The organism is Pseudazoarcus sp. NS20 (assembly GCF_059703745.1).
On record NZ_BAAKIY010000004.1, the window covers coordinates 163,063 to 186,705 of the forward strand.

A 23,643-nucleotide genomic window follows, 5' to 3' on the forward strand; every position below is an offset into this window, starting at 1 on the left:
AGGTAATTTTCATGAAACGCGCCATCGTCCTGCCTCTTGTCATGCTTGCTGCGCTGGCGCTGGCGGCCACCGTCAATGCCGCGGAGCGCCTGAAAGACCTCGCCACCATCGAAGGCGTGCGCAACAACCAGTTGGTGGGCTACGGTCTGGTGGTGGGTCTGGATGGCAGTGGTGACCAGACCACGCAGACGCCGTTCACGGTGCAGAGCATCGTCAACATGCTCGGCAACATGGGCGTGACGCTGCCGCCCGGCACCAACTTGCAGCTCAAGAACGTCGCCGCGGTGATGGTCACGGCCAACATGCCGCCGTTCTCGCGTGTCGGTCAGCCCATTGACGTCACCGTGTCGTCCATGGGCAACGCCAAGAGTCTGCGTGGCGGCACGCTGGTGATGACGCCGTTGCGCGGCGCCGACGGGCAGATCTACGCGATGGCGCAGGGCAACGTGCTGGTGGGCGGTGCTGGTGCGTCGGCGCCGGGTGCGTCGCAAGTCATCAACCACCTGTCCGCAGGCCGTGTGCCGGGCGGTGCGACGGTGGAGCGTGCGGTGCTCACGCCGCTGGGTCAGGGTGAATTCGTCACCTTCGAAATGCGCGACACCGATTTCGGCACTACGCGACGCGTGGTCGATGCCATCAACCTCGCCACCACGCCGGGCACGGCGCAGGCCGTGGATGGCCGTACGGTGCGCGTGCGCGCGCCGGTCGACCCGACCGACCGCGTGGCCTTCCTCGGCCGTATCGAAAACCTCACCGTTACGCCCGAGCAACAGGCCGCCAAGGTCATTGTCAATTCGCGCACGGGCTCTGTGGTGATGAACCAGCGTGTCACCTTGCAGAACGTCGCGGTGGCGCACGGTAATCTCACTGTAACCGTCGGCACCGATGTCGGCGTGTCGCAGCCGCCGCCGTTCTCGGGTGGCGACACGGTGGTGGTGGGGCAGGGGCGTGTGGATATCGAAGAAAATCCCGCCGCGCTCTTCAACATGCCGGAAAGCGCCAATCTGGCCGAGGTGGTCAATGCTCTCAATGCAATCGGCGCCACGCCGACCGATCTGGTCAGCATCCTGCAGGCCATGAAGGCGGCAGGTGCATTGCGTGCCGAGCTCGAGGTGATCTGAGCGTGAGCTCTTCCGTGACGCTCAATGCGCTCGACCCGCGCTCGTTCTCCGACCTGAAGCGTCTGGCTTCGGCGGATGGCAGCTCGCCGGAAGCCCTGCGTGCGGCGGCTCAGCAGTTCGAAGCCATGTTCATGCAGATGGTGTTCAAGGCCATGCGTGAGGCCACCCCGGTGGACGGGCTGTTCGATAGCGAGCAGACGCGCATGTTTCAGCAATTGCACGATCAGCAGATCGCGCTGGATCTCTCCACCCGTGGCAGCGGCACCGGCTTGGCCGACGTGATCTTCCGTCAGCTTGGCGGCGAAGCGCTGGAGCATGGTTCGGGCCGCGCCGGCACGGTGGGGCCCGATGGCCGGACGTATTTCGACGTTGCCGATGTGCCGCGGCGGGCGGCAATTGCTGCCGCCAAGGCGGAAAAGATCGCCGCCGGCGCCTCTGAATCTGCCGCGGTGGCTGTGGCCGGTGATGCTTCCGAGGCCGCGGCGGCTCAGGCCGCGGCGCCGGGCAGCCCCGCCGAGCGCGCGCAGGCCTTCGTGCGGCGCGTGTGGGACCACGCCGTATCTGCCGCCGAAAAACTGGGCGTCCCGCCGGCTTTCGTGGTGGCGCAGGCTGCGCTGGAAACCGGCTGGGGCCGCGCCGAACTGCGCCGTGCTGATGGCGTGCAGAGCCACAACCTGTTCAACATCAAGGCCGGTTCGAGCTGGAACGGCCCGACCGTCGAGCTCCCGGTGACTGAATACGTCAACGGCCGGGCCCGTACCGAACTCGCCCGATTCCGCGCCTACGGCTCGTATGCTGAGGCCTTCGACGACTACGCGAATCTGCTGCGCAACAACAGCCGTTACGCCGGGGTGCTGGGGCAGACAAATGCCGCTGATTTCGCCGGGAACCTGCAGCGTGGCGGCTATGCCACCGATCCGGCCTACGCCGACAAGCTGGTTCGCATCATCGGCGGCAGCACCTTGCGCTCGGCCACCCCCGGCTGATCGAAAGCTGGCAAGGAACTTGCTGTACTCCGGCTAGGAACGCTTCGAAGAGGGCATCATGGCCGGACTTCTCAATATCGGTCTGACCGGACTGAACGCTGCACAGCTGCAGCTCAACACCACGTCGCACAACATCGTCAACGCCGGCACGGCGGGCTATACCCGTCAGGCCGTGGCCTTGTCGACGAACACGCCGTTGTTCTCGGGCGCGGGGTTCTTCGGTCAGGGCGTGCAGTTGGCCAACGTCACGCGTCAGTACAGCCAGTTTCTGGAAAACCAGGTGCTGTCGGCCGACAACAAGCGTGTCGAATACGCCACCTATGCAGGCCAGATCGCGCAGATCAATGATCTGCTGGCCGATCAGCAGGCCGGCTTGTCGCCAGCGCTGCAAGACTTCTTTGCCGGTGTGCAGGAAGTCGCCGCCAACCCCAACAGCATTCCCGCCCGTCAGGCCATGATCTCGTCGGCGCAGGCGTTGGTGTCGCGTTTCCAGACGCTGGATGCCCGCCTGAGCGAAGTCCGTGAGGGCACCGAAAGCGAGATCGAATACAACATCAACGCCATCAATTCGCTGGCGGCGCAGGTGGCCGACCTCAACAAGCGCATCATGATCGCGCAGGCCGGTGGCTCGGGCTTCCAGCCCAACGACCTGCTTGACCAACGCAATGCCGCGGTCGCCGAGCTCAACAAGCTGGTCAAGACCAGCACCGTGGTCGACAAAGACGGGCAGATGAGCGTGTTCATCGGCTCCGGTCAGAGTCTGGTGCGTGGCGGCAATTTTTCGACGCTCGGCACGCAGATCGACCCATCCGATCCGACACGCAGCCGTGTCACCATGGTGGCCCCCAACGGCAGCCAGGTGCCGCTGCCCGAGAACCTGCTGGGCGGCGGTTCGTTGGGCGGCTTGCTGGCGTTTCGCCGCGAAGCGCTCGACCCGGCGCAGGATCGCCTGAACCTTGTTGCGCGCCAGCTCACCGAAATCTTCAATGACCAGCATAACCTCGGCGTCGATCTGGACGGCGTGCTGGGCGGTGACTTCTTCAAATCGAGCATGGTTCGCCGCGAAGCGGGTGCCAGTGAAGAACCGACCGTGCGCATCGGCAACGACACGCTGCTCACCAACGAGCAGTATCGCTTGACCTACGATGACGCGACCGGCGGCTACACGCTGACGCGGCTGGCCGACAACAGCGTGATTGCCGACCCGGCGGACGTCGGGCTGGTGATCAACACGCCGGGCGTTACCACGGCTGGCGACAGCTTCATCATCGAGCCGCTGCGCGGTGCCGCGCGCAACATGAGCGTGGGCATCACCGACCCGGCGAAGATTGCCGCCGGCAGCCCGGTGTCGGTCGAATTGCCGCTTTCCAATGCCGGCAATGCGGCCGTCAAGGATATCCGCATGACTTCGGTAGGCGGCATGGCGACGACCTACCCGCAGTTTCCCGGCTTCACGGTCGAATACTCGGGCGGGGCATTGACGCTGAACCCGCCCGCCACCGGCACGATCACGCCGGCCACCTACAACCCGGCCACCGAATCGGCCGGCAAGGAATTCACCGTCAGCTTCGGCGGCTCGGAATTCACCTTCACCATGACCGGCTCGCCCGCTGACGGTGACGTGCTGTCTTTCGCGTCGACCGAGCTGGGCGTGGCGGACAACCGCAACGCCGTGGCGCTGGGCGCACTGCAGACCGGCAAGAGCATGCTCAACAACGCTGCAGGCGAAGGCACAGCCACCTTCCAGTCGGCCTACTCGCAGTTGGTGAGCCAGATCGGCAACCGCGCCCGCGAGGCGCAGGTGGGCGAGAAGGCGCAAGAGACATTGCTCACCCAGGCCACCAACGCGCGCGAATCGCTGTCGGGGGTGAACCTCGATGAAGAGGCCGCCAACCTGATCCGTTTCCAGCAGGCGTATCAGGCCTCGGGGCGGGTGATGGCAGTGGCCCAGCGCCTGTTTGATGAACTGATCTCGATCTCGCGATAGGAGCTGAGCCATGCGCGTATCGACCAACATGATCTATTCGCAGGGCGTGGGTTCGCTGCAGCAGCAGACCTCCGCATTGCTCAAGACCCAGCAGCAGCTAGCCACCGGCCGCCGCGTGCTGACGCCGTCGGACGATCCGATCGCTTCGGCTCGCGCCTTGGAGTTGCGCCAGTCACAGGCGGTGAATCAGCAGTTCGCCCAGAACATGGGCTACGCGAACGACAACCTCGGCCTGCTCGAGAACAAGCTCACCGGCATCCAGGAAATCCTGCATTACACGCGCGAGAAGGCCGTGCAAGCCGGCAATGGCGCAATGAATGCCGAAGACCTGCGCATCATGGCCACCGACCTGCGCTCGCAGTTCGACGCCTTGATCGCCATCGGCAACAGTCAGGACGGGCAGGGCAACTTCATCTTCTCGGGCTACAAGGCCAACGAGCAGCCGTTCAGCGGCACCCTGGCGGGTGTGAACTACGCGGGTGACCAGGGCGAGCGCGCCATCCAGATCAGCGCCTCGCGCTATCTGCCGGTCAGCATGCCGGGCGTGGACATCTTCGACCGAACGCGCCGCATCGACGGCAATCAGGTTACCGACAACGATGCGCTCTACAGCAACGCCGGGCAGAACAACAAAGGCACGGCCGGCGCGCTGACGGTGTCGCTCGACGCCGCCAACCTGCCGCTGGATCTGGCCAATCAGGGTCGCCGTTATGTGGCTACCTATTCGCAGCCTGACCCCAACGTGGCCGGCACGTGGAACATCGAAGAGGTTGTGCCCGGCGTCGGACGGCGTGATGTGACGGCCGCAGATGATGGTCTGGCCTTCGATGCCGGCCCGCCGCAGACCGCCACCTTCAACGGTATCTCGATCGAATTGCCGGATGACCCGCCGCCCACCGACAGCAGCGACCCCACCGCGCTGGTGGATGGTGACGCCTTCGAAGTCATCGTGGCCTCGACCAACACCTTCGACAACTACGCCTTGTTCGTCAGTGCGCTGGAAGACAGTGCCGACGTGGGGGTTGCCGGTGGTGTGGCCTTTGCGCTCGAGAACTTCGATTTCGCACTGGATACCGTGCTCAAGGCGCGCACCCAGGTGGGCTCGCACATGACCGAAGTCGGCCAGCTCGAAAGCCTGGGCAGCGATCTCGATCTGCAGTACGCCTCAGCCATCTCGCGCCTCGAAGACGTCGACTGGACGCAGGCGATCAGCGATCTGATGCAGCAGCAGACCTATCTGCAGGCCGCGCAGCAGTCCTTCCTGCGTGTTTCGGGTTTGTCCCTGTTCAACTTCCTGAGCTGATCATGCGCATTCTGGCCGCCGCCTGCACGCTGCTTCTCCTGACCGCCTGCCAGCATTCGTCGCAGCATTCCCAGGCGCAAGGTTCCGAAACTTTCGGGATGGGCGCCGAGGAAACCGCCGCGCAGGAGCCGCCGCCGCCCGCCGGCACGGCGGTGCCGATATGGGGGCGCGTGGGCGATCTCAAGGTGCCCGGCTGGGAAGTGAAGGTCACGCAGCTTGCGGAGGACCGCTTTCGCCTCGACCTGCGCATGCGCACGGTGATCAACGGCGGTGACGGCGAGGCGCGCGTGGCGTTCTTGCGCGGCGCGCGCGAAATCGTGGACGCGGGCGGCTACGCCGGCTTCGACGTCATGCGCTACGAAGAGGGGATCGACTCCGGTCTGTTCTTCGGCCGTCGCGGCGCCAGCGGCGTGATCCGCGTGGTGGAGTCGCGTACTTGGGGAATGTAAGCGCCCGCGCTCAGGCTTGATAAGCCAGCGCGGTGAGCATCGCCCCGACGGCGTTGAAGCCGTGTTCGATCAGGCGTTGCAACATCGGGGCGAGCAGCGTCAGGCTGACCATCAGCACCACGAACCCCACCGTCAGTGTCACCGGAAAGCCCACCGCGAAAAGGTTGAGTTGCGGTGCCGCGCGGGTGAGGATGCCCAGCCCGATGTTTGCGATCAGCAGCGTGGCAATCATCGGCAGCGCCATCATCACACCCACCGTGAACATCACTGCCGCGTATTCCACGATCACCAGCCAGCCGCGCGCCGAAGTGGCCTGGCCCACCGGCAGCCACTCGAAGGTCTGAACCAGAATCTGCACCAGCAGCAAGTGGCCATCCAGCGCCAGAAACACCAGCAAGGTCAGCAGGTTCAGGAATTCCGCCAGCACCGAAGTCTGGCCGCCGGTCTGCGGGTTGAAGAACACCGCGAACGACAAACCCATTTGCAGACCGATCATCTCGCCTGCCAGATCCACCGCCGCCATGATCAGGCGCATGGTGAAACCGATGGCTGCGCCGATGACGAACTGATGCGCGAGGATGCCCAGCGCGTGCAGCGAGTCGGTCGGTACGTCGGGCATCGGCGGCAGCGCCGGCAGCACCGCCATGGCCATCGCCAGCCCGGCGGCCAGCCGGATGCGCACCGGAATGCCACGGTTGCTCCACAGCGGCGCCGAGGCGAACAGCCCCAGCAGGCGCGCCAGCGGAAACATGAACGAGGCCAGCCAGACATCGAGCTGGGCGGCAGTTACGCTGAGCATGTCAGGCCGAGGCAGTCACCACCGGTCAGCCGATGGTGGTGGGGATGGAGGTGATCAGGCGGGTGGCGAAGTCGGTGATCATGGTCATCATCCACGGCCCGGCGATCACGATGGTGAGAAAGATCGCCACCAGCTTTGGCACGAACGACAGAGTCATTTCGTTGATCTGCGTGGCAGCCTGGAAAATGCTCACGACCAAGCCGGTGACCAGTGCCGCGAGAAACAGCGGCGCGCTCATCATCAACGTGATCTCGACGGCTTGCCGGCCGATGTCCATCACCATTCCGGGCGTCATGCGGGGTTCTCCGGTTTAGACGGCAAAGCTCTGCACGAGCGAGCCGATGAGCAGGGTCCAGCCGTCGATCAGTACGAACAGCATGATCTTGAACGGCAGTGAAACGATCACCGGCGACATCATCATCATGCCCATCGACATCAGCACCGACGCCACCAGCATGTCGATGACGAGGAAGGGAATGAACACGATGAAGCCGATCTGAAAGGCGGTCTTCAGTTCGGAGGTGACGAAGGCCGGTACCACCACGCGCATCGGCAGGTCTTCGGCGCGCTCGACCGGCGGCGTGTTCGACAGGCGCACGAACAGCGCCAGGTCGTTCTCGCGCACCTGCTTGAGCATGAAGGCCTTTACCGGCACCGAGGCGCGCATGGCGGCTTCGTCGAGTTGGATGGTGCCGTTCGACAGGGGTTGGTAGGCATCCTCATACACGCGCTCGGCCACCGGCGCCATGATGAAGAAGCTCAGGAACAGTGCCAGCCCGAGCAGCACCTGGTTGGGCGGCGAAGTCTGCGTGCCCAGCGCCGTACGCAGCAGGGCGAAGACGATGATGATGCGCGTGAAGCACGTCATCATCAGCACGGCCGCCGGAATGAACGACAGCGCGGTGAGCAGCAGCAGCGTCTGGACGGTGAGGCTGTAGGTCGAGCCACCGTTGGGGGCGGGGGTGCTGGTGACGGTCGGCAGGCCTTGGGCGTGTGCCAGCAGCGGGGCGAGCAGGGCGGCAATGCTCAGGATGCGCAAGGCGATGCGGAGCACCTCAGACCCCCTTGCGGCGCTCGAGCGCCTTGGCGAGCCAGCCCTGGAAGTCCGGCGCGGTCTGCGACGTGGCTGGCGAGTGCGCACGGAAGGTTTCGAGCGGCAGGGTGTGCAGCGTATTGACGCTGGTGGGTGTCACGCCGAGTACCAGTACCTGGTCCGCGAGCTCCACGAGCACCACGCGTTCGCGCGGGCCGACCGGTGCAGCACCCAGTACCTTCAGCCCGGCCGCCGCACCGCGCGGCGATGACAGGCGCTTGATCAGCCACAAGGTGCCAAGCAGCAACGCCACCACCACGGCAAGGCCGCCGACGAGCTGTACCAGGCTGGAGCCAAGCTCGGGCGGGGCCGTTTCGGCCGTCGCCGGCATGGCGACCAGCAGCGCGGCGCCGGCTGCGATCAGGCGTTGTGGAGAGGGGGCGAGAGGCACGTGGCACATCCGGAATTTCGACGGCCCAAGCATAGGCGGACGTGTTTGCCGGACGGCTGCGGAAAAGGTGGCAAAAGGGCGGCTATATTTGCCGCTTTGCGTGAAGAGGGCCGTGAGGCTGGCTTGTCCGGCCCCTGATGAAGCGCCGGAGGCTGCGCATTGCCATCATCACGAGGGGCGTAGCGTTGCGCCAACCCCACAGCGTGTACAGGTGGCAGAGGCACTGGATTGCCGCGCTTCGCTCGCAATGACGGATAGAGGCGCAGCGCCAACTACGCATGTCTCTGCCGCCGCGCGCCGCGTGTCCCGCCACTTTTGCAGTGGTGCTGGCGCGGCCTTAGTCCGGTCATTGCGAGGAGCGCAGCGACGCGGCAATCTCGCAGCGTTTCCGATTGGCAACATCTTTGAATTGCCGCGCTGCGCCCGCAATGACGGGTAGTGGATGCCGCGCGGGCGGCTGGTGTGTGCGCCGATGCGGAAGTGGTAGCCGCATTTCGAGGCGCAACGCCCCTCAGTTGCGAATCTTCCGCATGCGCTCGGCGGGGGTGATGATGTCGGTGAGGCGGATGCCGAATTTGTCGTTCACCACCACGACTTCGCCCTGTGCGATCAGCGTGCCGTTGACCAGCACGTCCATCGGCTCGCCTGCGAGGCCATCCAGCTCAACCACCGAGCCGTGAGCGAGTTGCAGCAGGTTGCGGATCGACAGTTTGGTGCGCCCCATCTCGACGGTGAGTTGCACCGGGATGTCGAGAATCATGTCGAAGTCATTCATCGACGTGCTGCGCGCCGAACCCGAGCCGAAATCTTCGAAAAGATGGCTGGCAGGCTTGGCCTGGTAGGGGGATTCGGCGGCGGCCTCGGCCAGCTCGTCGGCGACCTTCTGCGCTTCGCTGTCGAGCTGGGTCTCTTCGACGCTGGCCTGTTCGGCCATGGCGGCAGCCCAGTCGTCTTCGCTGATGGGGGTTTCTTCTTCCGCTGGGTTGTCAGCCATTTTTCGCTCCGGCCGTTGGTGGGGGAGCGCTCTCTACCGCGTCGTCTTCAGCGGTGAAACGCTCCACCCGGATTGCGTAGTGACCGTTCTGCGTGCCGAACCGGCCGTGAATGATGGGGACGCCATCGACGCTCACCCGCAGGTGCTCGGGCACATCGATGGGAATGACGTCGCCGACGCGCAGATTGACGATGTCGCCAAGGGTGACGTCGGCCGAACCAAAGTTGGCGGCCATGCGCACCTCGGCGGTCTGCAACTGGCGCGTCAGCAGCTTGATCCAGCGGTTGTCCTGCGTGAGGTGGTCGCTCTGCATCGGCGAATACAGCAGGTCGCGGATGGGTTCGACCATCGAGTAGGGCTTGCACACGTGCATTTCCGCCTGCGCGCCGCCGAACTCGATGGTGAAGGTGGTGGCGATTACGATCTCGGAGGGCGTCGCGATGTTGGCGAACTGCGAGTTCATCTCGGAGCGCACGTATTCCGGCTCGATCTTGTACACCGGCGCCCAGGCGCGTGCGTATTCCGTGAACACCACGTCGAGCATGCCGCGGATGATGCGCTGCTCGGTCTGCGTGAAGTCACGGCCTTCCACGCGCGTGTGGAAGCGCCCGTCGCCGCCGAACAGGTTGTCCACCACCAGGAAAACCAGATTGGGGTCGAACACGATCAGCCCGGTGCCGCGCATCGGGCGAATCTGGATCAGGTTCAGGTTGGTGGGTACCACCAGGTTGCGCACGAACTCGCTGTACTTCTGGACCTTGATGGGGCCCACCGAGACTTCGGCGCTGCGATGCATGTAGTTGAACAGACCGATGCGCAGATAGCGGGCGAAGCGCTCGTTGATGAGCTCCATCGTCGGCATGCGGCCGCGCACGATGCGCTCCTGCGTGGCCATGTTGTATGGCCTTACGCCTCCTTCATCGGTGGCTTCGGATTCCTGCTCGTCCGGCTCCCCCGTGACGCCGCGGAGCAGGGCATCCACTTCATCCTGGGAGAGAAAATCGGACATGTGCTGGGCTTCTTACTGAATGATGAAGGAGTTGAAGAGCACGGCTTGCACCAGTGCACCGGCGCCGCTCGGTTGCGGCGAGCTGAGCACGCGGTTGATTTCTACAGTGATTTCTTCGGCCAAAGCTTCCTGACCTTGAGGGGTATTAATTTCGGAGGGCACCTTGCCGCTCAGGCGCAGGTTGATGCGATGGCGCACCTCGGGCATGAAGCCTTTCAGCGTATCGGCTACCGTGGGGTCGGCAACGCGAGCAGCCATGATGACCTGCAGGTAGCGCTCACCGCTCTCCTGTTGCAAATTGACCACGAACGGATCGAGCGGCACGAAGGTGGGCGGCACGGCCGGAACGGCGGGCGCCGGTGCCGGCGCAGCAGTAGCGGCGGCATGCTCTGCGGGGGCGGCGGCATTGCCCTCGAGCGAGTTCTTTTTCTGCAGCAGCAGCCACACTACGGCCCCGGCGATGATCAGCACCACCACGAGGACGGCAATCAGGATCAGCACCAGCGTCTTGCCGGACTGGTTGCGACGGGGTGCTACGGCAGCGGAGCGTGCGGTGGTGAGTGCGGTGGCCAATTCAGTTCTCCGGTCTATGAGCGTGGATTGTCGTCGATTGCCGGTGTGCCGTAGCGTGTAATAACGGTGTCCTGAGGCGTTAATTCATGCTTCACGCAAAGGTGTCGATGACACCGTCGCCATTGCGTGTCCATACCGAGGCATTGCTGCTGCGCACAGGGCCGAGGCCGCTGTCTTCATCGCCCTGCTTGCCACGGTTGGTCCAGGATGAGCCGTTGCCTTGCTGTCCGTCGTGAGTGCGCTGTTCGCCCGACGTGCTGACGTTGGTCTGCCCGAGCTGGATGCCCGCCTGCTGCAGCACTTCGCGCAATTTCGGCATGGCTTGTTCCAGGGCGTCCCGTGCAGCCTGTGAAGCGGCGACGAAGTGAGCAGTGGTCTGCTCACCATTCACCTGAATCGACACGCCGAGTTTACCCAGACTTGGCGGCGTCAGCACGAGTTCGGCCTTGCTTTCGTTGCGCCCCAGCATCCAGACCACCTGATTGCCGACTTCTGCGCTCCAGCCGCGACTGCCTGCAGGTGTAGAGACCGGGAGCTGCACCGGCTGAGCCGGCGTACGCACCGTCTCGGTCCGGTTTGCCACGAGGGCGGCAAAGCCTTGGTGAGCCTGGCTGGCGGGGGGGCTGCCGTTGGCGTTTTCTCCCGGGGTGGCTGTGTTGGCTGCCAGCGCTTCAGGAGTGATGGCCACTGCCGGTTTGGCAGTCGGTTTGATGTCGACTTCTGCTGTCGGGGCGGCTTTGCCCGGCTGCAGCAAGAAGCCCTGGCCCGCCGCATTCTGGTTGTCCCCGCGCCCTGATTTGCGCTGATCGCTGCTGACAAGCAGGCCAGCTGTGTCGGCTTCGGGGGCCTCGGCGGCGTCCCCGTCGGCCGGTTTGGCTGCGACTCCTGCGGCAAGAGCGGCGATGAGCGCGGCAATCTCTGCCGGCAAACCGGCAGTGCTTTCCTCGGTTTTAGTGTCGGCTTCGCCGCTCTGCTGGCGCGTTTCGCCCGTTTGGGCATCCGCGCTGGCAGGAGGTGTGGCGGCGTCGGTCTCGCTTGCCGTGGGTTGGGCGGTGTCCCGCGCGGTGTCTTGCTCGGCGGTTCGGCCATTGCGGGGCTCGGCACCCTTTGAGGCCGCCTGCTCTTTGGGGCGATCGGCCTGGCGCGCACGCTCGAGTGCGGCGTCAAAGCCTGCGCCGGGCGTGCTCGGCGCAGGCTGTGCCTGGAACATGGCAGCCGGGTTCAAGTCGGGTTTGCTGGTGCCGGAGCGAATCTGGTAGTGCGTCATCGGGTGTGATTCCGTTTGAAACTCTCGAACGGAATCAGCAAGGGGCGTGCCAGGTCTGGAAAGACGCGTCAGTCTTCGGTGCCGTTGCTGCGCGCGTAGCGATTGGTGGTGTGTTCGTCGGACTGGCGCTGCTCGCGCCGCTGCTCGTCATGCTGCTCGCGTTCGCGGTGGCGGTCGTGCAGGGTGTCGAAGGCCTTGACGCGGTTGCGTTCGCGAATCCACGCTTCTTTGCCTGCGCTGGTGCTTTTCTGTGACTCGTTGAGCAAAGCCTGTTGCAACTCGATGGCTTCGTCGATGCGCGCCATGAATGCGCCGTAGTTTCGTAGCGTTTCCACGCCGAGGCCGTCGCGCACGGCATCGCGAAAGCGCGTCACGTATTCGGCGCGGTAACCCTGCAGCAGTTCCAGCTTGCGCGAGCCTTCTTGCTCTTGGGCAATGAGCTGGCCGAGTTCGCTGGTGGCGTTGTTGAGCTGGGTGCGTGAGCGGTCCAGCAGCGGTTGAAGCGTGAAGGCTCGAGTCATGGGCGTCCTGGTGTTGAAGGGTGTCTCGGGCTTCGTTACGAAACGTGTCTAAAGTCTAGTCGCAGTTTGCGGCACTTGTCGCGCCCTGTGCTCAGGTTGCATGCAATTCCGGGAACAACGTGGCGAGCCGCTCGGCGGCATCGCCAAAGGCCTCCTGCTCGTCGATCTGCTGCTGCAGGAAATGCTCCAGGCCTGGGTACATGGCCACGGCCTGATCCAAGGTGGGGTCGGCGCCGGGTTGGTAGGCTCCGACGGAAATCAAGTCGTGCGAGCGCTGATAGCGCGCGAACAGTTGCTTGAAGCGCCGAACGCGTGCCATGTGCGCATCGGGCACCAGGTTGTGCATGACGCGCGAGATGGATTGCTCGATGTCGATGGCGGGGTAGTGCCCCGACTCTGCGAGCGAGCGCGACAGCACGATGTGGCCATCGAGAATGGCGCGTGCGGAATCGGCGATGGGGTCTTGCTGATCGTCGCCTTCGGCCAGTACCGTGTAGAAGGCCGTGATGGAGCCACCGCCCTCGCTGCCGTTGCCGGCGCGCTCCACCAGCGCGGGCAGGCGCGCGAAGACGCTGGGCGGGTAGCCGCGGGTGACCGGTGGCTCGCCGACGGCCAGCGCGATTTCGCGCTGGGCCATGGCATAGCGCGTGAGCGAATCCATGATCAGCAGCACGTGCTTGCCCTGATCACGAAAATGCTCGGCAATCGATGTAGCGTAGGCGGCACCCTGCAGGCGCATCAGCGGGCTGGTGTCGGCCGGTGCAGCCACCACCACCGAGCGCGAGCGGCCCTCGGCGCCCAGGTTTTCCTCGATGAACTCCTTCACTTCACGGCCGCGTTCGCCGATCAGCCCGACCACGATGACGTCGGCCAGGGTGTAGCGCGCCATCATGCCGATGAGCACGGATTTGCCCACGCCCGAGCCTGCGAAGAGGCCGATACGTTGTCCGCGACCGACAGTGAGCAGGGCATTGATGGCACGAATGCCAACGTCCAGCACGTCACGGATCGGTGCGCGCGCCAGGGGGTTGTAGGCGCGCCCTTGCAGTGAACGGTTGGTTTCGGCGTTGAGCGGGCCGAGGCCGTCGAGAGGCCTGCCGGCGCCATCGACGACGCGCCCGAGCAGGCTGCTGCCCACCGGCAGGCGTTTGGCCAGATCGGTGTTGCGGCGCTGCGGGGGAGCGTCGCCAGTGAGCGGCACGGGGGGCGGGCCGGCTTCGACGGCATGCACCGGCGCGCCGGGCGCGAGGCCCTGGACGTCGTCGGTCGGCATCATGTAGATGCGTTCGCCATGAAAGCCCACCACTTCGGCCTCCACCGAACCGCCGCTGAGCGTTTCGACGCGGCAACTCGCGCCGAGTGGCAGCTTTATGCCGGCGGCTTCCATCACCAGCCCGTTGATGCGCGTGAGCCGCCCCGACTGGCAGGTGGGCGTCAGCGAACCCACTCGCTCGGTGTGATGGGCGAGGTACTTGCGCCAGGTGTGTACGTGGTCACGCATCGCTTTCCGGCTCTGGCTCGGGCGGCGGTGTGCGACCGAGGCTCGCCAGCACGCGCTCCCAGCGCGTGGCCATGGTGGCGTCGATGTTGCCGCCGGCCGCTTCCAGGTGGCAGCCGCCACGCTCGATGGCGGCGTCTTCGATCAACTGGTGGTGGCTGTCCTCAAGCTGGTCTTCCAGGTGCTGGCGCACCAGTTGCAGGTCTTCCGGGTTGAGATGGATGCGCACCTTGCCTTGTGGCATCTGCTGCAGCGCCTCGGTGACGACCGGCAAGATGGCTTCGGGCCGTTCCTGCAGGGTCTTGCCGACCATCTGCCGCGCCAGTGCGGTGGCGAGCTCGATGATTTCCTCGGCCACCTCGCCGCCCAGGCGGTCGAGCGCCTCATCCATCGAGCGCACCAGGGCAGTGATCTTGGCAACTTCCGCGCGTGCCTCGGCGTTGGCACGTTCGCGGCCTTCGTCGTAGCCGGCCTTTTCGCCGTCAGCCCGGGCCTGCTCGTACATCGTTTCGATCTCGTCGGCCGTCGGGAGCTTGATCGCCGGAGCTTCGGGCTCGGCCGGCTTGGCCGCGGGGGCGGGCGGGGGTTTCGGTTCGGCAGCCGGTTTCGGCGGGCTTGAGGGGGGCTGACGCTCGGCCTCCGCATCGGCCGCGGCGGTTTCCTCGTCGGTAGCCGGGTCATCGAACGACGGTGGCGTCCAACGTCGATAGGCGCCGGTAGCCTGATGGCGCGTGACCGGCGCGTTCATGCCTTCGGTGTCGGCGGGACGATCAGACGAAGGCATCGTCGCCGCCTCGGCCGCTCAGCATCAACTGGCCTTCTTCGGCCAGGCGGCGCACCGTCTTGAGGATTTCCTTCTGCTCGGCCTCGACTTCGGACAGACGCACCGGGCCCTTGGCCTCGAGGTCTTCGCGCATCATCTCGGCTGCACGCTGGGACATGTTGGTGAAGAACTTCTCGCGCAGCTCCGGTGAGGCGCCCTTGAGCGCGATGATGAGCGAATCGGACTGCACTTCGCGCAGCAGCGTCTGGATGCCGCGGTTGTCGATGTCCATGACGTTCTCGAACACGAACATCTCGTCGAGAATCTTCTGTGCCAGCTCGGCGTCGTACTCGCGCACATTGTCGAGCACCGCGGTTTCCGCTGTGGCCCCGACGAAGTTGAGGATTTCGGCGGCATGGCGCACGCCGCCCATGGCGGCCTTCTTGATCGAGGAGGATGCGCCGGCAAGAATCTGCGTCAGCGAATCGTTGAGTTCTTTCAACGCAATCGGCTGCACGCCATCCAGCGTGGCGATTCGCAGCACAACGTCGTTGCGCAGGCGGTCGCTGAAATGCTTGAGGATCTCGCCAGCCTGGTCGTATTCGAGATGCACCAGAATGGTGGCGATGATCTGCGGGTGTTCGTTGCGGATCAGGTCCGCCGCAGTGGGCGCATCCATCCACTTCAGGCTCTCGATGCCGGCTGTGTCCGAACCGTTCATGATGCGCGAGATAAGGTGACCGGCGCGCTCGTCGCCCAGCGCCTTGGTAAGCATCTGGCGGATGTGCTCTTCGTTGGCCTCGAGCGGCGCGCCTTGCTCGAAGTGTGCCTCCATCTCGGCAATGATGGCTTCGACGCGCTCGCGCGGCTGTGCCGGCAACGAGGCCATCGCCATGCCGAGCTTCTGCACCTCGCGCGGGCCGAGATGGCGCAGCACCTCCGAGGCTTCGTCGGGGCCCAGCGTGAGGAGCAGCAGGGCGCTTTTCTCGAGACCTTCTTCCGGCGTGCTCATTTCTTCTTCTCCTCTCCGGCCATCCAGCTGCGGATCAGGTTCGCAACGGCTTTGGGGTCGGATTTTGCCAACTCACGCGCATTCGCCAGCCGGTGTTCGAACGACTTGTGGGCCGGGTTTTCGGACAGTTTCACGAGGAAGTCTTCGTCCTCGCCCGCGGCCTGGCGGGCGGCCTCCTTGGCCGCTTCCGCTTCGCGGGTTGATTCGGTGATGGAGCGCATCAGCGGGCGGATGACCGCAAAGTACAGGAAAGCCAGAGCGATCAGGATCAGCAAGGGCTTGAGCAGCCACTTGGCCAGATCGATGTAGGTCGGGTCTTGCCAGAACGGCAACGATTCGTCGATCTGCTCGGCAAGGGCGAACGGCGCGCTCGATACCTCCACCACGTCGCCGCGCTCGGGGTCGTAGCCGACGGCGCTCTGTATCAGGCTGCGGATGCGTTCAAGGTCTTCGGGCGTCATCGGCGTGGCCGGTGAGCCATCGGCCGGGGTCGCGGCCGATTGACGCAACACCACGGCCACCGAAATCTTGCGTACCTGACCGGTGGCATGGCGGATGTGCTGGATGTTGCGATCGAGCTCGTAGTTCAGCGTGGCCGAGCGGGAGCGATTGATCGGGTTGTCATTCGGGTTTTGCGGGTCGGCCGCCGGGTCGGCCACGATGGGCGCGGTGGCCGGCACGGGCGGCTGGTTGGTCAGCGCGCCCGGCACGCCGCCATCCGGCACGCCACTGAACTGCTCGTTGGTCTGCTGGCTGCGAATGGCCTGATTCGGCGCCGGGTTGGGGCGATAGGTTTCGGCCGTTTCCTCGACGCGGTTGAAATCAACGTTGGCGGTGATCTGCGCGCGGAAGTTGCTCGCGCCCACCATCGGGGTCAGCAGGCCTTCGATGCGCCGCAGGTAAGCTGCCTCGATCTCGCGCACGTATTTCAGCTGGGTGGCGTTGAGTGTGTCTTCGATGTCTTCTTTCGGCGCGCCGGTGAGCAAGTTGCCGTGCTGGTCGATGACGCTCACACCGTCGTTGGACATCTTCGGCACGCTCGATGACACCAAGTGCACGATGCCTGCGATCTGCGTCGGGTCGAGCACGCGCCCGGCGTGCAGCGTGACCATCACCGAAGCGGAGGGCTTTTGCTCGTCGCGCAGAAAGCCGCTTTGCTTGGGCATGGCCAGATGCACGCGGGCGGCGGCAACCGAAGAGATGGACTGAATGGTGCGCGACAACTCCCCCTCGAGTGCGCGCTGGAAGTTCACCTGCTCGAGAAACTGCGAAACCCCCAGGCGTTGGTTTTCCATCACCTCGAAGCCGACCAGCCCGCCACGTGGCAGGCCCTCGGCGGCGAGGCGCAGGCGGGTTTCATGCACCTGATCGGCCGGCACCAGAATGCTCGACCCGCCGGGGCCGACTCGGTAGGGAATGTTCTGCGCCTGCAGTGCGGTGACGATGGCGCCGCCGTCGCGCTCTTCGAGGTTGGCGAAGAGCACCGAATAATCCGGCGCGCGGCTCCACAGCAGCGAACCGACGATGAGCGCGATGATGATGGCGACCAGCGCCGCACCGGCCAGCTTCTGACGCTGGTTGAGGTTGTTAAGGTGCTCGAGTATCTGCCTTGGGGAAGGCGGCGGTGCGGTGTCTGCTGCGGCCATGGTCGAGGTCCTTCGCGGCGCTCTGGGGGATGGCGGCATTCTGTAGTCGCCCTTGCAAACCCGTTCCGTCGATAAGCGGCATTTTTTGCCGCCTGTTTGCCGGTTACCATAGCCCCGTCCATCCGTATTCTGCCAGTCGTGAATATGTCAGACACTTCCTCCCTGCCCGATCTGCCGCCCGCTGGCCAGCGCCTGGACGCTGCACAGCTGGCGGAAGCGTTCACGCTGTTCGCGCGTGCGTCGGAAGAGCTGTCCGGCGCCTACAACGCCCTGCAGGGGCAGGTCGCGCAATTGACCGAGCGCATGTCGGTGTTGATGGGCGCCCTGCCGGCCGGCGTGGTGGTGATCGATGCCGCCGGGCGGGTGGTGCAGTGCAACCGCGCAGCGCTCGAATGGCTGGGCGCGTGCGAGGCGCGCGCGTGGGAAGAGGTGGCTGCGCGCTTCGAAGCCACCGACACTCCCGGCGAGTTTTCGCTGGGCGAAGGCGAGCATGTGCGCCGCCTGGCCATCAGCGAATCGACGGTGGAGTCCGGCGGCGAGCGCATCGTTCTGCTGCACGACGTGACCGAAGCGCACCGCATGCGGATCACCGTCGAGCGCAACGAACGCCTCGCCGCCATGGGTGAAATGGTGGCGGGGCTTGCCCACCAGCTGCGCACGCCGCTGGCCGCCGCACTGCTGTATACCTCCAGCCTGAGCAAACCCGAGCTTGAGCCCGCCGACCGCGAGCGGGTTTCGGAGCGCGCCATCGAGCGGCTGCGCTATCTCGAGCGACTGATCAGCGACATGCTGCGCTTTGCGCGCGGGGACGCGCTGGGGCGCCAGCGCTTTCAGGTGTGCGATCTCGTGCGTGAGCTGGTGCATACCCTTGAGCCCGTCGCGCGGGCGCGCAAGGTGGAATTCGATGCCCGCTGCGAATGCGACGAGCAGGAAATCGTCGGTGATCGCAAGGCGATCGCCGGCGCACTCACCAATCTGATGGAAAACGCCATCCAGGCCTGCAAACCCGAAGGGCTGGTCACCGTAAACGTGGCGGGCGAGGGCGACAGCATTGCATTCGTGGTGACGGATGAGGGGCCGGGCATTCCCGCTGCCGATCAGGGCCGCGTGTTCGACCCCTTCTTCACCACGCGCGCGGAGGGCACCGGCCTTGGGTTGGCGATTGCGCGTGGCGTGGCGCGAGCCCATGGCGGCGACATCGCACTCGAATCAGTTCCGGGCCGTGGCGCCTGCTTCACATTGACCTTGTCTGCCGTGTTGGCGGATGGAAACGGAGAGAGGCTTCAGCATGACTGACCCCATTCGCTTGCTCGTCGTCGAAGACGACGCTGCGCTGCGCGACGCGGTGTGCATGACGCTCGAACTGGCGGGCCACCGCGTGGTGGGGGTGGATGGCGGCCCGGCGGCACTCGAAGCCGTGGTGCGTGAGCCTTTCAACCTGGTGATCACCGACCTGCGCATGCAGCCCATGGACGGGCTCGAGCTGCTCGGCGCCATCCGCGCTACCTTGCCGCAGATGCCGGTGTTGCTGATGACCGCCTATGGCGATGTGGAGAAAGCCGTGGCCGCCATGCGCGGTGGCGCCTGCGACTTCCTGATGAAGCCCTTCGAGCCGGATGCGTTGCTGGGCCACGTGCGTCGTTATGCCGCAGCGCCGGTGTCCGGCGATGAAGTGGTGTCGGGTGACCCGCGTACCCACACGCTGCTGCAGATGGCCGCTCGGGTGGCCGCGTCCGACGCCACGGTGATGCTGACCGGCGAATCCGGTACTGGCAAAGAGGTGTTCGCGCACTACATCCACACGCATTCCCCGCGCGCGGCGAAGCCTTTCATCGCGATCAACTGTGCCGCCATTCCCGAGAATCTGCTGGAAGCTACGCTGTTCGGTTACGAGAAGGGTTCGTTTACCGGCGCGCAGGTGTCGCAGGCTGGCAAATTCGAGCAGGCGCAGGGCGGCACCTTGCTGCTCGACGAGATTTCCGAAATGCCGCTGGCCCTGCAGGCCAAGCTGCTGCGCGTGCTGCAGGAGCGCGAGGTAGAGCGCGTTGGCGGCCGCAAGGCTGTGGAGCTCGACATCCGCGTGCTTGCCACCAGCAACCGCGACATGGCCGCCGAAGCCGCTGCCGGGCGCTTCCGCGAAGACCTGTACTACCGCTTGAACGTATTCCCGTTGCAGATTCCCCCGCTGCGCGAACGCCCCGGCGACATCTTGCCGCTGGCCAAACGCTTCCTGGTGATGCACGCCACCGGCATGCGCCGCTCGGCGCGGCTGGATGCGGCGGCCGAAGCGTTGTTGTTGCGCCACAGCTGGCCGGGTAACGTGCGTGAGCTGGAAAACGCCATGCAGCGCGGGCTGATTCTCGCGCCAGGCGACGTGATCGACGCTGCCACGCTATCCCTGTGTTTGCCTGCCGCTGCACTGCATGGCTCGCCGTCGCCGGCTGCATCGTTTGCCGTGGCCACGGCAATTCCTGCCGTAGCGGCAGAGGAAGAGCGCCGGCCGGACAACATGAAAGACCTCGAGCGCGATCACATCCTGACCACGTTGCGTGATGTGGGTGGCTCGCGCAAGCGCGCGGTCGAACGCCTAGGGATATCCGAAAGAACCTTACGCTACAAGCTTCAGCAGTACCGCGAGGAAGGTCACGAGTGCTGAAAAGCCTGCGCTTCAGTTTCCGCGCGAGTGGCCGTTAGCGTAATCACAGGTAAATTTTTGCGCGGCAATTGCACTGTTGGCACGTGGATTGCTCTGCTAGACTGTCTCAAGTGAACCCGCGATCGAGGTGGGCATGGATACCCGCGGAATTGAACAACTGATTGGAGAGCTTCGCTCGACCGCCCAGGCGGCTTCGAGCAGCACGCCTGCGCAAGGCGCGGGTGAAGAGCGCGTGGATTTCGCGCAGGTGCTCCAGTCCGCCCTGCAGGACGTCAGCTCCGCCCAGCAAGAGGCGCGTTCCCTCGCGCACGAGTTCACCGCCGGCAACCCCGAGGCCAACCTGCAAGAGGTGATGGTCAATCTGCAAAAGGCCAGCCTGTCGTTCCAGCAGATGGTGCAGGTGCGCAACCGCTTGGTCACCGCCTATCAGGACATCATGAACATGCCGATGTAAGTCTCAACGGGCGACACCGGGCAAAGCAAAGCCGCCGAAAGGCGGCTTTTTGCTTGGTCGTCGGAAAGCTGGGGGGAGTGCTGCAGCCCTGAAAGTCAGTCGCTTTCGAGCAACCTGCGCTCGCGCTCGATCTTGAACATGAAGCGTTGCAGCTGGGTGACGAAGCGATTGGGCGGGGAAAGCATCTGGCACCCCACGCGCAGGTTCTGCGTGCCGTTGGGCAGGGTGACGTGCTGGATGTTCTGCACGCGCAAGGTCAGCTTCACGCTGTCGGCCTCGGGCACGACCAGCGTGCTGTCGACGAACAGCGTACCGACCGTTACGGGGTGTTCAGGCGTTGGAAACAGCAGGGCCACGCCCTCTGCGCTGACATCGAGGACACGTGGTTTGATCTCGATGGATTTGCTCGATTGCTGTTGTGGATCGGTGTAGGGCAGGTAGATCACGCAGTCGATGCGGCTGTGTTGCGGAACGCTCAGCCTGTAGGTGTCGCGGCGCTGCAGGCGCAGCATCTCTTCAGGCAGCGGTGCTTTGAGTGCTGTGCGCCCTTCGTGCGTGGTTTGGGTTACGCCGGGCAGCTCGAATTGAATGCGCACGCCATCCAGTTGGGTCGCGCAGATCAGGCTGCTTGCAGCGCGCGCGCGTTCATTGACCCATTCGTCGGGGCTGAGATCGAGTACGAGGGCTTCTTTGCTGATGTCCAGCAGAGCGCTGACAAAACCGTTCTGGCCGCGGTCGAGGTACACATTGACGAGCACCCGGGCATCATGCGCGCGCCGCAGCGTGGTGAAGATTTCCGCCGGGTTGCGGAGCATCAGCTCGGGGTGCAGTGCAGGGTTGAGCAGTCCGCCTGCGCTGGCGCCGGAAGTGTTCGAATTGGTCATGCGCTGAGCAGCAATGAAAGGTGCGTGAATTCTATCAGGCGGGCCGGCTGACAGGCGGGCCGGCCGTGGTCGATGCGCCTTGTTCGATGGAGTACAGCCAGGCCAGCAATTCCGCGATCGCGACGTAGAGTTGCGGGGGGATGTGTTCATCCAAGTCCACCTGCATCAGCAAGCCGACAAGCTCCGGTGACTCATGCACATACACCCCGGCTTCACGCGCGCGCTCGATGATCTCCTGCGCGAGCAAGCCACGGCCCTTGGCGACAACCCGCGGCGCGGCATCGCCGGAGGCGTAGGTCAGCGCGACGGCTTCGTCCGGCGGCCGGATGTTGGCGGGGGCGTCATCCTGCATCGCGCACCTCGCTGGCGAAGCCGGTGAGTGGTACGTCGGCTGCCGCCAGTGCGGCATCCAGGCGCTCCATGCCCGCGCTGAGGCGGCTGGCTACGGCTTCGTCATGTGACACCAGCCGGATGGCCACGCCTGCGGCGGTGAGGTTCAGCCTGGCTTCGATCTGCCCGAGTCGCGGCATGCTCAGGCGCAGGGTGGAGTTCCACTCTTCCGGCTGCCCACCGTTCTGTGCTTCGCCTTCGCCGCGTGGGTCGTCGATTTCCCATTCGAAATGCTGCCCGGGCCAGGCCTGACCATGCAGTACATGCTGCTGGGTGGCCATGGCGTCGAGTTGTTGGTGAACGAGGGGCATCAGGCGCTCTGCGACGGCCGTCATGCGCGCGCCGCCAGCGGCGCTTTCGGCTGCGCCACGCTCGATGCGCGCATCGGCCTGATCGGGTGCGGGCGATGCCGCGGCCATGGGATTGGGGCCAACACGCGGCGCCTGCGCCGTCGTCGAGGGCGTGCCGGGCGGTAGCGGGACTTGTTTGCCCTGCGGCTCACCCTGCAGGGCCTCCGTGCTCATGCGCCCGGAAATCCATTTCGCCTGATGGCTTTCGTAGAACAGGCCGCTCTGTGTCAGTGCCTGACGCAAGGCCGGTGCGAGTTGAGTGGCATTGCTGGGCGGCGCATCCAGCAGTGGTTTGCCGCTGGCCAAGGCGGCTGGCTGCGGCGCAGGCTGGCCCGTGAGCAGGAAGCTGATCAGGCGGCCGGTGGCGCTCAGGTTGGGGCGGGCAGCGGCTTGCTGGTTTGCCGCATTTTCGGCCGCTTCGCCCACGGGGCGCGCAAAGACCGCGGAGGGCGTTTGCCGGGTGACGACCAGTTCCAGCGTGTCGCCTTGTTTGGCGGGTTGATTGAGTGCGAGGGTGTAGGTGCGGCCGGCGACAACAGCCTGAAAGGTGTTGTCGGGCAAGGCGCGCGTGATGTGTGCGCTGAATTGCTGGCCCGGCAGGAGTTGCGGCAGCCGCGCCTGGATTTCACGGACACGGGCAGGGCCTTGAACGGGCGGTTCGCTGTCGAAAAAACTCGCTTCGGCGAGCATGCGCAGGCGGGCGGCAAGGTCAGTGGGAATCACGTTGCCTCCTGCGGATCAGAGGCGACCGGTGGGTCGCGCTTCAGAAGCCGGCCGAATACGCCTTGTTCACGGCGCGGCTCTTCGACTGGCTGGAGAGCAGCTTGCGCGTGCTGTCCATCCACGGTTGAACGTGCTCGAGCACCAGTGCCTGGTCGGCTTGCATCTGCTTGATCAAGGCAAGGCGACGGTTGACGGTGGCGGTGTCGAGCGTCTGCTCGGGGGCGGCTTGTTGCGCCGTGCGCAGTTCGCCCAGTTGTTGTTCGAGTTCGGCCAGCAGATCCCAGTCGTTTGCGCGCGCAGCGGCAACCATGCGAGCCGAGAGATCAGCCATGGCTTCGAAGCGGGTGTTTGCATCGCTCATGACGTGCCTCAGCCTTCGTTCGCGGGCGCGATGGCGCGCCAGCTTTCGCGCAAGCCGGTGAGCAGCTCGAGCACTTCCTCGATGGCTTCGCGGCTGTTGTGCAGGTTGGCGTACAGCAGGCGGTGCGTCATGTACTCGTACAGGGCGGCAAGACGCTGTGCGATCTCGCCGCCGGCTTCCGGGTCGAGCCCGGCATCGAGGCCGTTGGCGATGATCTCGATGGCTTTCGACAGCGCTTGCCCTTTGGCCGCGACATCATTGCGGTCGAGCGCGGCAATGGCGGAGGTGAGCGACAGAATGGCACCATCGAACAGCATCAGGATGAGCTGATGCGGCGTGGCGGCCGGAACGCCGGTTTCAACGCCGACTCTGGAGTAAGCCGCGGCGCGGTTGGTGGAGGCTCCGAACATTTT

General features: G+C 65.0%; 26 protein-coding genes. 8 read left to right on the top strand and 18 right to left on the bottom strand.

Annotated features, from left to right (window positions below; translation table 11 throughout):
* The first annotated feature begins 11 nt into the window (after positions 1 to 11).
* Genes AC6H0W_RS12520 through AC6H0W_RS12540 form a run of 5 tightly spaced genes read left to right on the top strand, consistent with a single transcriptional unit; the run spans position 12 to position 5,846 of the window.
* A complete protein-coding gene (locus AC6H0W_RS12520) occupies positions 12 to 1,121 on the top strand; it encodes a flagellar basal body P-ring protein FlgI (RefSeq protein WP_497577513.1) in 1,110 nt (369 codons plus the stop codon).
* Positions 1,122 to 1,123: 2 nt separating this feature from the next.
* Positions 1,124 to 2,107 carry a flagellar assembly peptidoglycan hydrolase FlgJ gene (gene flgJ / locus AC6H0W_RS12525; RefSeq protein ID WP_497577514.1) on the top strand — a complete coding sequence of 328 codons (984 nt, stop codon included), beginning with the start codon at positions 1,124 to 1,126 and terminating at the stop codon, positions 2,105 to 2,107.
* 58 nt (positions 2,108 to 2,165) lie between these two features.
* The gene (flgK, locus tag AC6H0W_RS12530; RefSeq protein WP_497577515.1) at positions 2,166 to 4,094 is read left to right on the top strand and encodes a flagellar hook-associated protein FlgK; all 1,929 of its coding nucleotides are present in this window, start codon (positions 2,166 to 2,168) and stop codon (positions 4,092 to 4,094) included.
* A gap of 10 nt (positions 4,095 to 4,104) precedes the next feature.
* Positions 4,105 to 5,397: a flagellar hook-associated protein FlgL gene (gene flgL / locus AC6H0W_RS12535; protein WP_497577516.1), complete on the top strand. Its 1,293-nt coding sequence runs from the start codon at positions 4,105 to 4,107 to the stop codon at positions 5,395 to 5,397.
* A gap of 2 nt (positions 5,398 to 5,399) precedes the next feature.
* Positions 5,400 to 5,846, top strand: coding sequence for a hypothetical protein (locus AC6H0W_RS12540; RefSeq protein ID WP_497577517.1), 447 nt, complete (start codon positions 5,400 to 5,402; stop codon positions 5,844 to 5,846).
* 10 nt (positions 5,847 to 5,856) lie between these two features.
* On the opposite strand, the gene fliR is transcribed toward AC6H0W_RS12540, so the two are convergent.
* The 13 genes from fliR to fliF form a co-directional block, all read right to left on the bottom strand.
* Positions 5,857 to 6,645 (bottom strand): flagellar biosynthetic protein FliR, encoded by a 789-nt coding sequence (gene fliR / locus AC6H0W_RS12545; RefSeq protein WP_497577518.1) that lies wholly within the window; start codon positions 6,643 to 6,645, stop codon positions 5,857 to 5,859.
* 25 nt (positions 6,646 to 6,670) lie between these two features.
* Positions 6,671 to 6,940, bottom strand: coding sequence for a flagellar biosynthesis protein FliQ (fliQ, locus tag AC6H0W_RS12550; protein WP_497577519.1), 270 nt, complete (start codon positions 6,938 to 6,940; stop codon positions 6,671 to 6,673).
* A 15-nt stretch (positions 6,941 to 6,955) separates the two neighbouring features.
* Positions 6,956 to 7,699: a flagellar type III secretion system pore protein FliP gene (fliP, locus tag AC6H0W_RS12555; RefSeq protein ID WP_497577520.1), complete on the bottom strand. Its 744-nt coding sequence runs from the start codon at positions 7,697 to 7,699 to the stop codon at positions 6,956 to 6,958.
* Position 7,700: 1 nt separating this feature from the next.
* Complete coding sequence (gene fliO / locus AC6H0W_RS12560) at positions 7,701 to 8,138, bottom strand: flagellar biosynthetic protein FliO (RefSeq protein ID WP_497577521.1); 438 nt, start codon at positions 8,136 to 8,138, stop codon at positions 7,701 to 7,703.
* Between the two features lie 502 nt (positions 8,139 to 8,640).
* Positions 8,641 to 9,123: a flagellar motor switch protein FliN gene (fliN, locus tag AC6H0W_RS12565; protein ID WP_497577522.1), complete on the bottom strand. Its 483-nt coding sequence runs from the start codon at positions 9,121 to 9,123 to the stop codon at positions 8,641 to 8,643.
* Positions 9,116 to 10,132, bottom strand: coding sequence for a flagellar motor switch protein FliM (gene fliM / locus AC6H0W_RS12570; RefSeq protein ID WP_497577523.1), 1,017 nt, complete (start codon positions 10,130 to 10,132; stop codon positions 9,116 to 9,118). Before fliM ends, fliN begins: the two co-directional genes overlap by 8 nt.
* Before the next feature lie 12 nt (positions 10,133 to 10,144).
* A complete protein-coding gene (locus tag AC6H0W_RS12575; protein ID WP_497577524.1) occupies positions 10,145 to 10,705 on the bottom strand; it encodes a flagellar basal body-associated FliL family protein in 561 nt (186 codons plus the stop codon).
* Positions 10,706 to 10,796: 91 nt separating this feature from the next.
* On the bottom strand, positions 10,797 to 11,972 hold the full coding sequence (locus AC6H0W_RS12580) for a flagellar hook-length control protein FliK (RefSeq protein ID WP_497577525.1): 1,176 nt from the start codon (positions 11,970 to 11,972) through the stop codon (positions 10,797 to 10,799).
* Between the two features lie 68 nt (positions 11,973 to 12,040).
* Positions 12,041 to 12,493, bottom strand: coding sequence for a flagellar export protein FliJ (gene fliJ, locus AC6H0W_RS12585; RefSeq protein WP_497577526.1), 453 nt, complete (start codon positions 12,491 to 12,493; stop codon positions 12,041 to 12,043).
* A gap of 91 nt (positions 12,494 to 12,584) precedes the next feature.
* Positions 12,585 to 13,994 carry a flagellar protein export ATPase FliI gene (gene fliI / locus AC6H0W_RS12590; RefSeq protein ID WP_497577527.1) on the bottom strand — a complete coding sequence of 470 codons (1,410 nt, stop codon included), beginning with the start codon at positions 13,992 to 13,994 and terminating at the stop codon, positions 12,585 to 12,587.
* Positions 13,987 to 14,775, bottom strand: a complete 789-nt coding sequence (locus AC6H0W_RS12595; protein WP_497577528.1) for a flagellar assembly protein FliH — start codon at positions 14,773 to 14,775, stop codon at positions 13,987 to 13,989. The genes fliI and AC6H0W_RS12595 overlap by 8 nt, the downstream gene beginning before the upstream one ends.
* Positions 14,762 to 15,766, bottom strand: coding sequence for a flagellar motor switch protein FliG (fliG, locus tag AC6H0W_RS12600; RefSeq protein ID WP_497577529.1), 1,005 nt, complete (start codon positions 15,764 to 15,766; stop codon positions 14,762 to 14,764). Before fliG ends, AC6H0W_RS12595 begins: the two co-directional genes overlap by 14 nt.
* Positions 15,763 to 17,412 carry a flagellar basal-body MS-ring/collar protein FliF gene (gene fliF / locus AC6H0W_RS12605; protein WP_497577530.1) on the bottom strand — a complete coding sequence of 550 codons (1,650 nt, stop codon included), beginning with the start codon at positions 17,410 to 17,412 and terminating at the stop codon, positions 15,763 to 15,765. The genes fliG and fliF overlap by 4 nt, the downstream gene beginning before the upstream one ends.
* A gap of 144 nt (positions 17,413 to 17,556) precedes the next feature.
* Between fliF and AC6H0W_RS12610 the strand changes: the two genes are divergently transcribed.
* The 3 genes from AC6H0W_RS12610 to fliE all read left to right on the top strand — a co-directional run bounded on the left by AC6H0W_RS12610 (position 17,557) and on the right by fliE (position 20,522).
* A complete protein-coding gene (locus AC6H0W_RS12610) occupies positions 17,557 to 18,708 on the top strand; it encodes a sensor histidine kinase (RefSeq protein ID WP_497577531.1) in 1,152 nt (383 codons plus the stop codon).
* Positions 18,701 to 20,068, top strand: a complete 1,368-nt coding sequence (locus AC6H0W_RS12615) for a sigma-54-dependent transcriptional regulator (RefSeq protein ID WP_497577532.1) — start codon at positions 18,701 to 18,703, stop codon at positions 20,066 to 20,068. The genes AC6H0W_RS12610 and AC6H0W_RS12615 overlap by 8 nt, the downstream gene beginning before the upstream one ends.
* A 133-nt stretch (positions 20,069 to 20,201) precedes the next feature.
* Positions 20,202 to 20,522 carry a flagellar hook-basal body complex protein FliE gene (fliE, locus tag AC6H0W_RS12620; RefSeq protein ID WP_497577533.1) on the top strand — a complete coding sequence of 107 codons (321 nt, stop codon included), beginning with the start codon at positions 20,202 to 20,204 and terminating at the stop codon, positions 20,520 to 20,522.
* A 95-nt stretch (positions 20,523 to 20,617) separates the two neighbouring features.
* On the opposite strand, the gene AC6H0W_RS12625 is transcribed toward fliE, so the two are convergent.
* Genes AC6H0W_RS12625 through fliS form a run of 5 tightly spaced genes read right to left on the bottom strand, consistent with a single transcriptional unit; the run spans position 20,618 to position 23,640 of the window.
* Positions 20,618 to 21,406, bottom strand: a complete 789-nt coding sequence (locus AC6H0W_RS12625) for a flagellar brake protein (RefSeq protein WP_497577534.1) — start codon at positions 21,404 to 21,406, stop codon at positions 20,618 to 20,620.
* Positions 21,407 to 21,440: 34 nt separating this feature from the next.
* The gene (locus tag AC6H0W_RS12630; RefSeq protein WP_497577535.1) at positions 21,441 to 21,758 is read right to left on the bottom strand and encodes an EscU/YscU/HrcU family type III secretion system export apparatus switch protein; all 318 of its coding nucleotides are present in this window, start codon (positions 21,756 to 21,758) and stop codon (positions 21,441 to 21,443) included.
* Complete coding sequence (gene fliK / locus AC6H0W_RS12635) at positions 21,748 to 22,869, bottom strand: flagellar hook-length control protein FliK (protein ID WP_497577536.1); 1,122 nt, start codon at positions 22,867 to 22,869, stop codon at positions 21,748 to 21,750. The genes AC6H0W_RS12630 and fliK overlap by 11 nt, the downstream gene beginning before the upstream one ends.
* A gap of 40 nt (positions 22,870 to 22,909) precedes the next feature.
* Entirely contained in the window at positions 22,910 to 23,230 is a 321-nt protein-coding gene (locus AC6H0W_RS12640; protein WP_497577537.1) for a flagellar protein FliT, read from the bottom strand.
* Between the two features lie 8 nt (positions 23,231 to 23,238).
* A complete protein-coding gene (fliS, locus tag AC6H0W_RS12645; RefSeq protein WP_497577538.1) occupies positions 23,239 to 23,640 on the bottom strand; it encodes a flagellar export chaperone FliS in 402 nt (133 codons plus the stop codon).
* Positions 23,641 to 23,643: the final 3 nt, after the last annotated feature.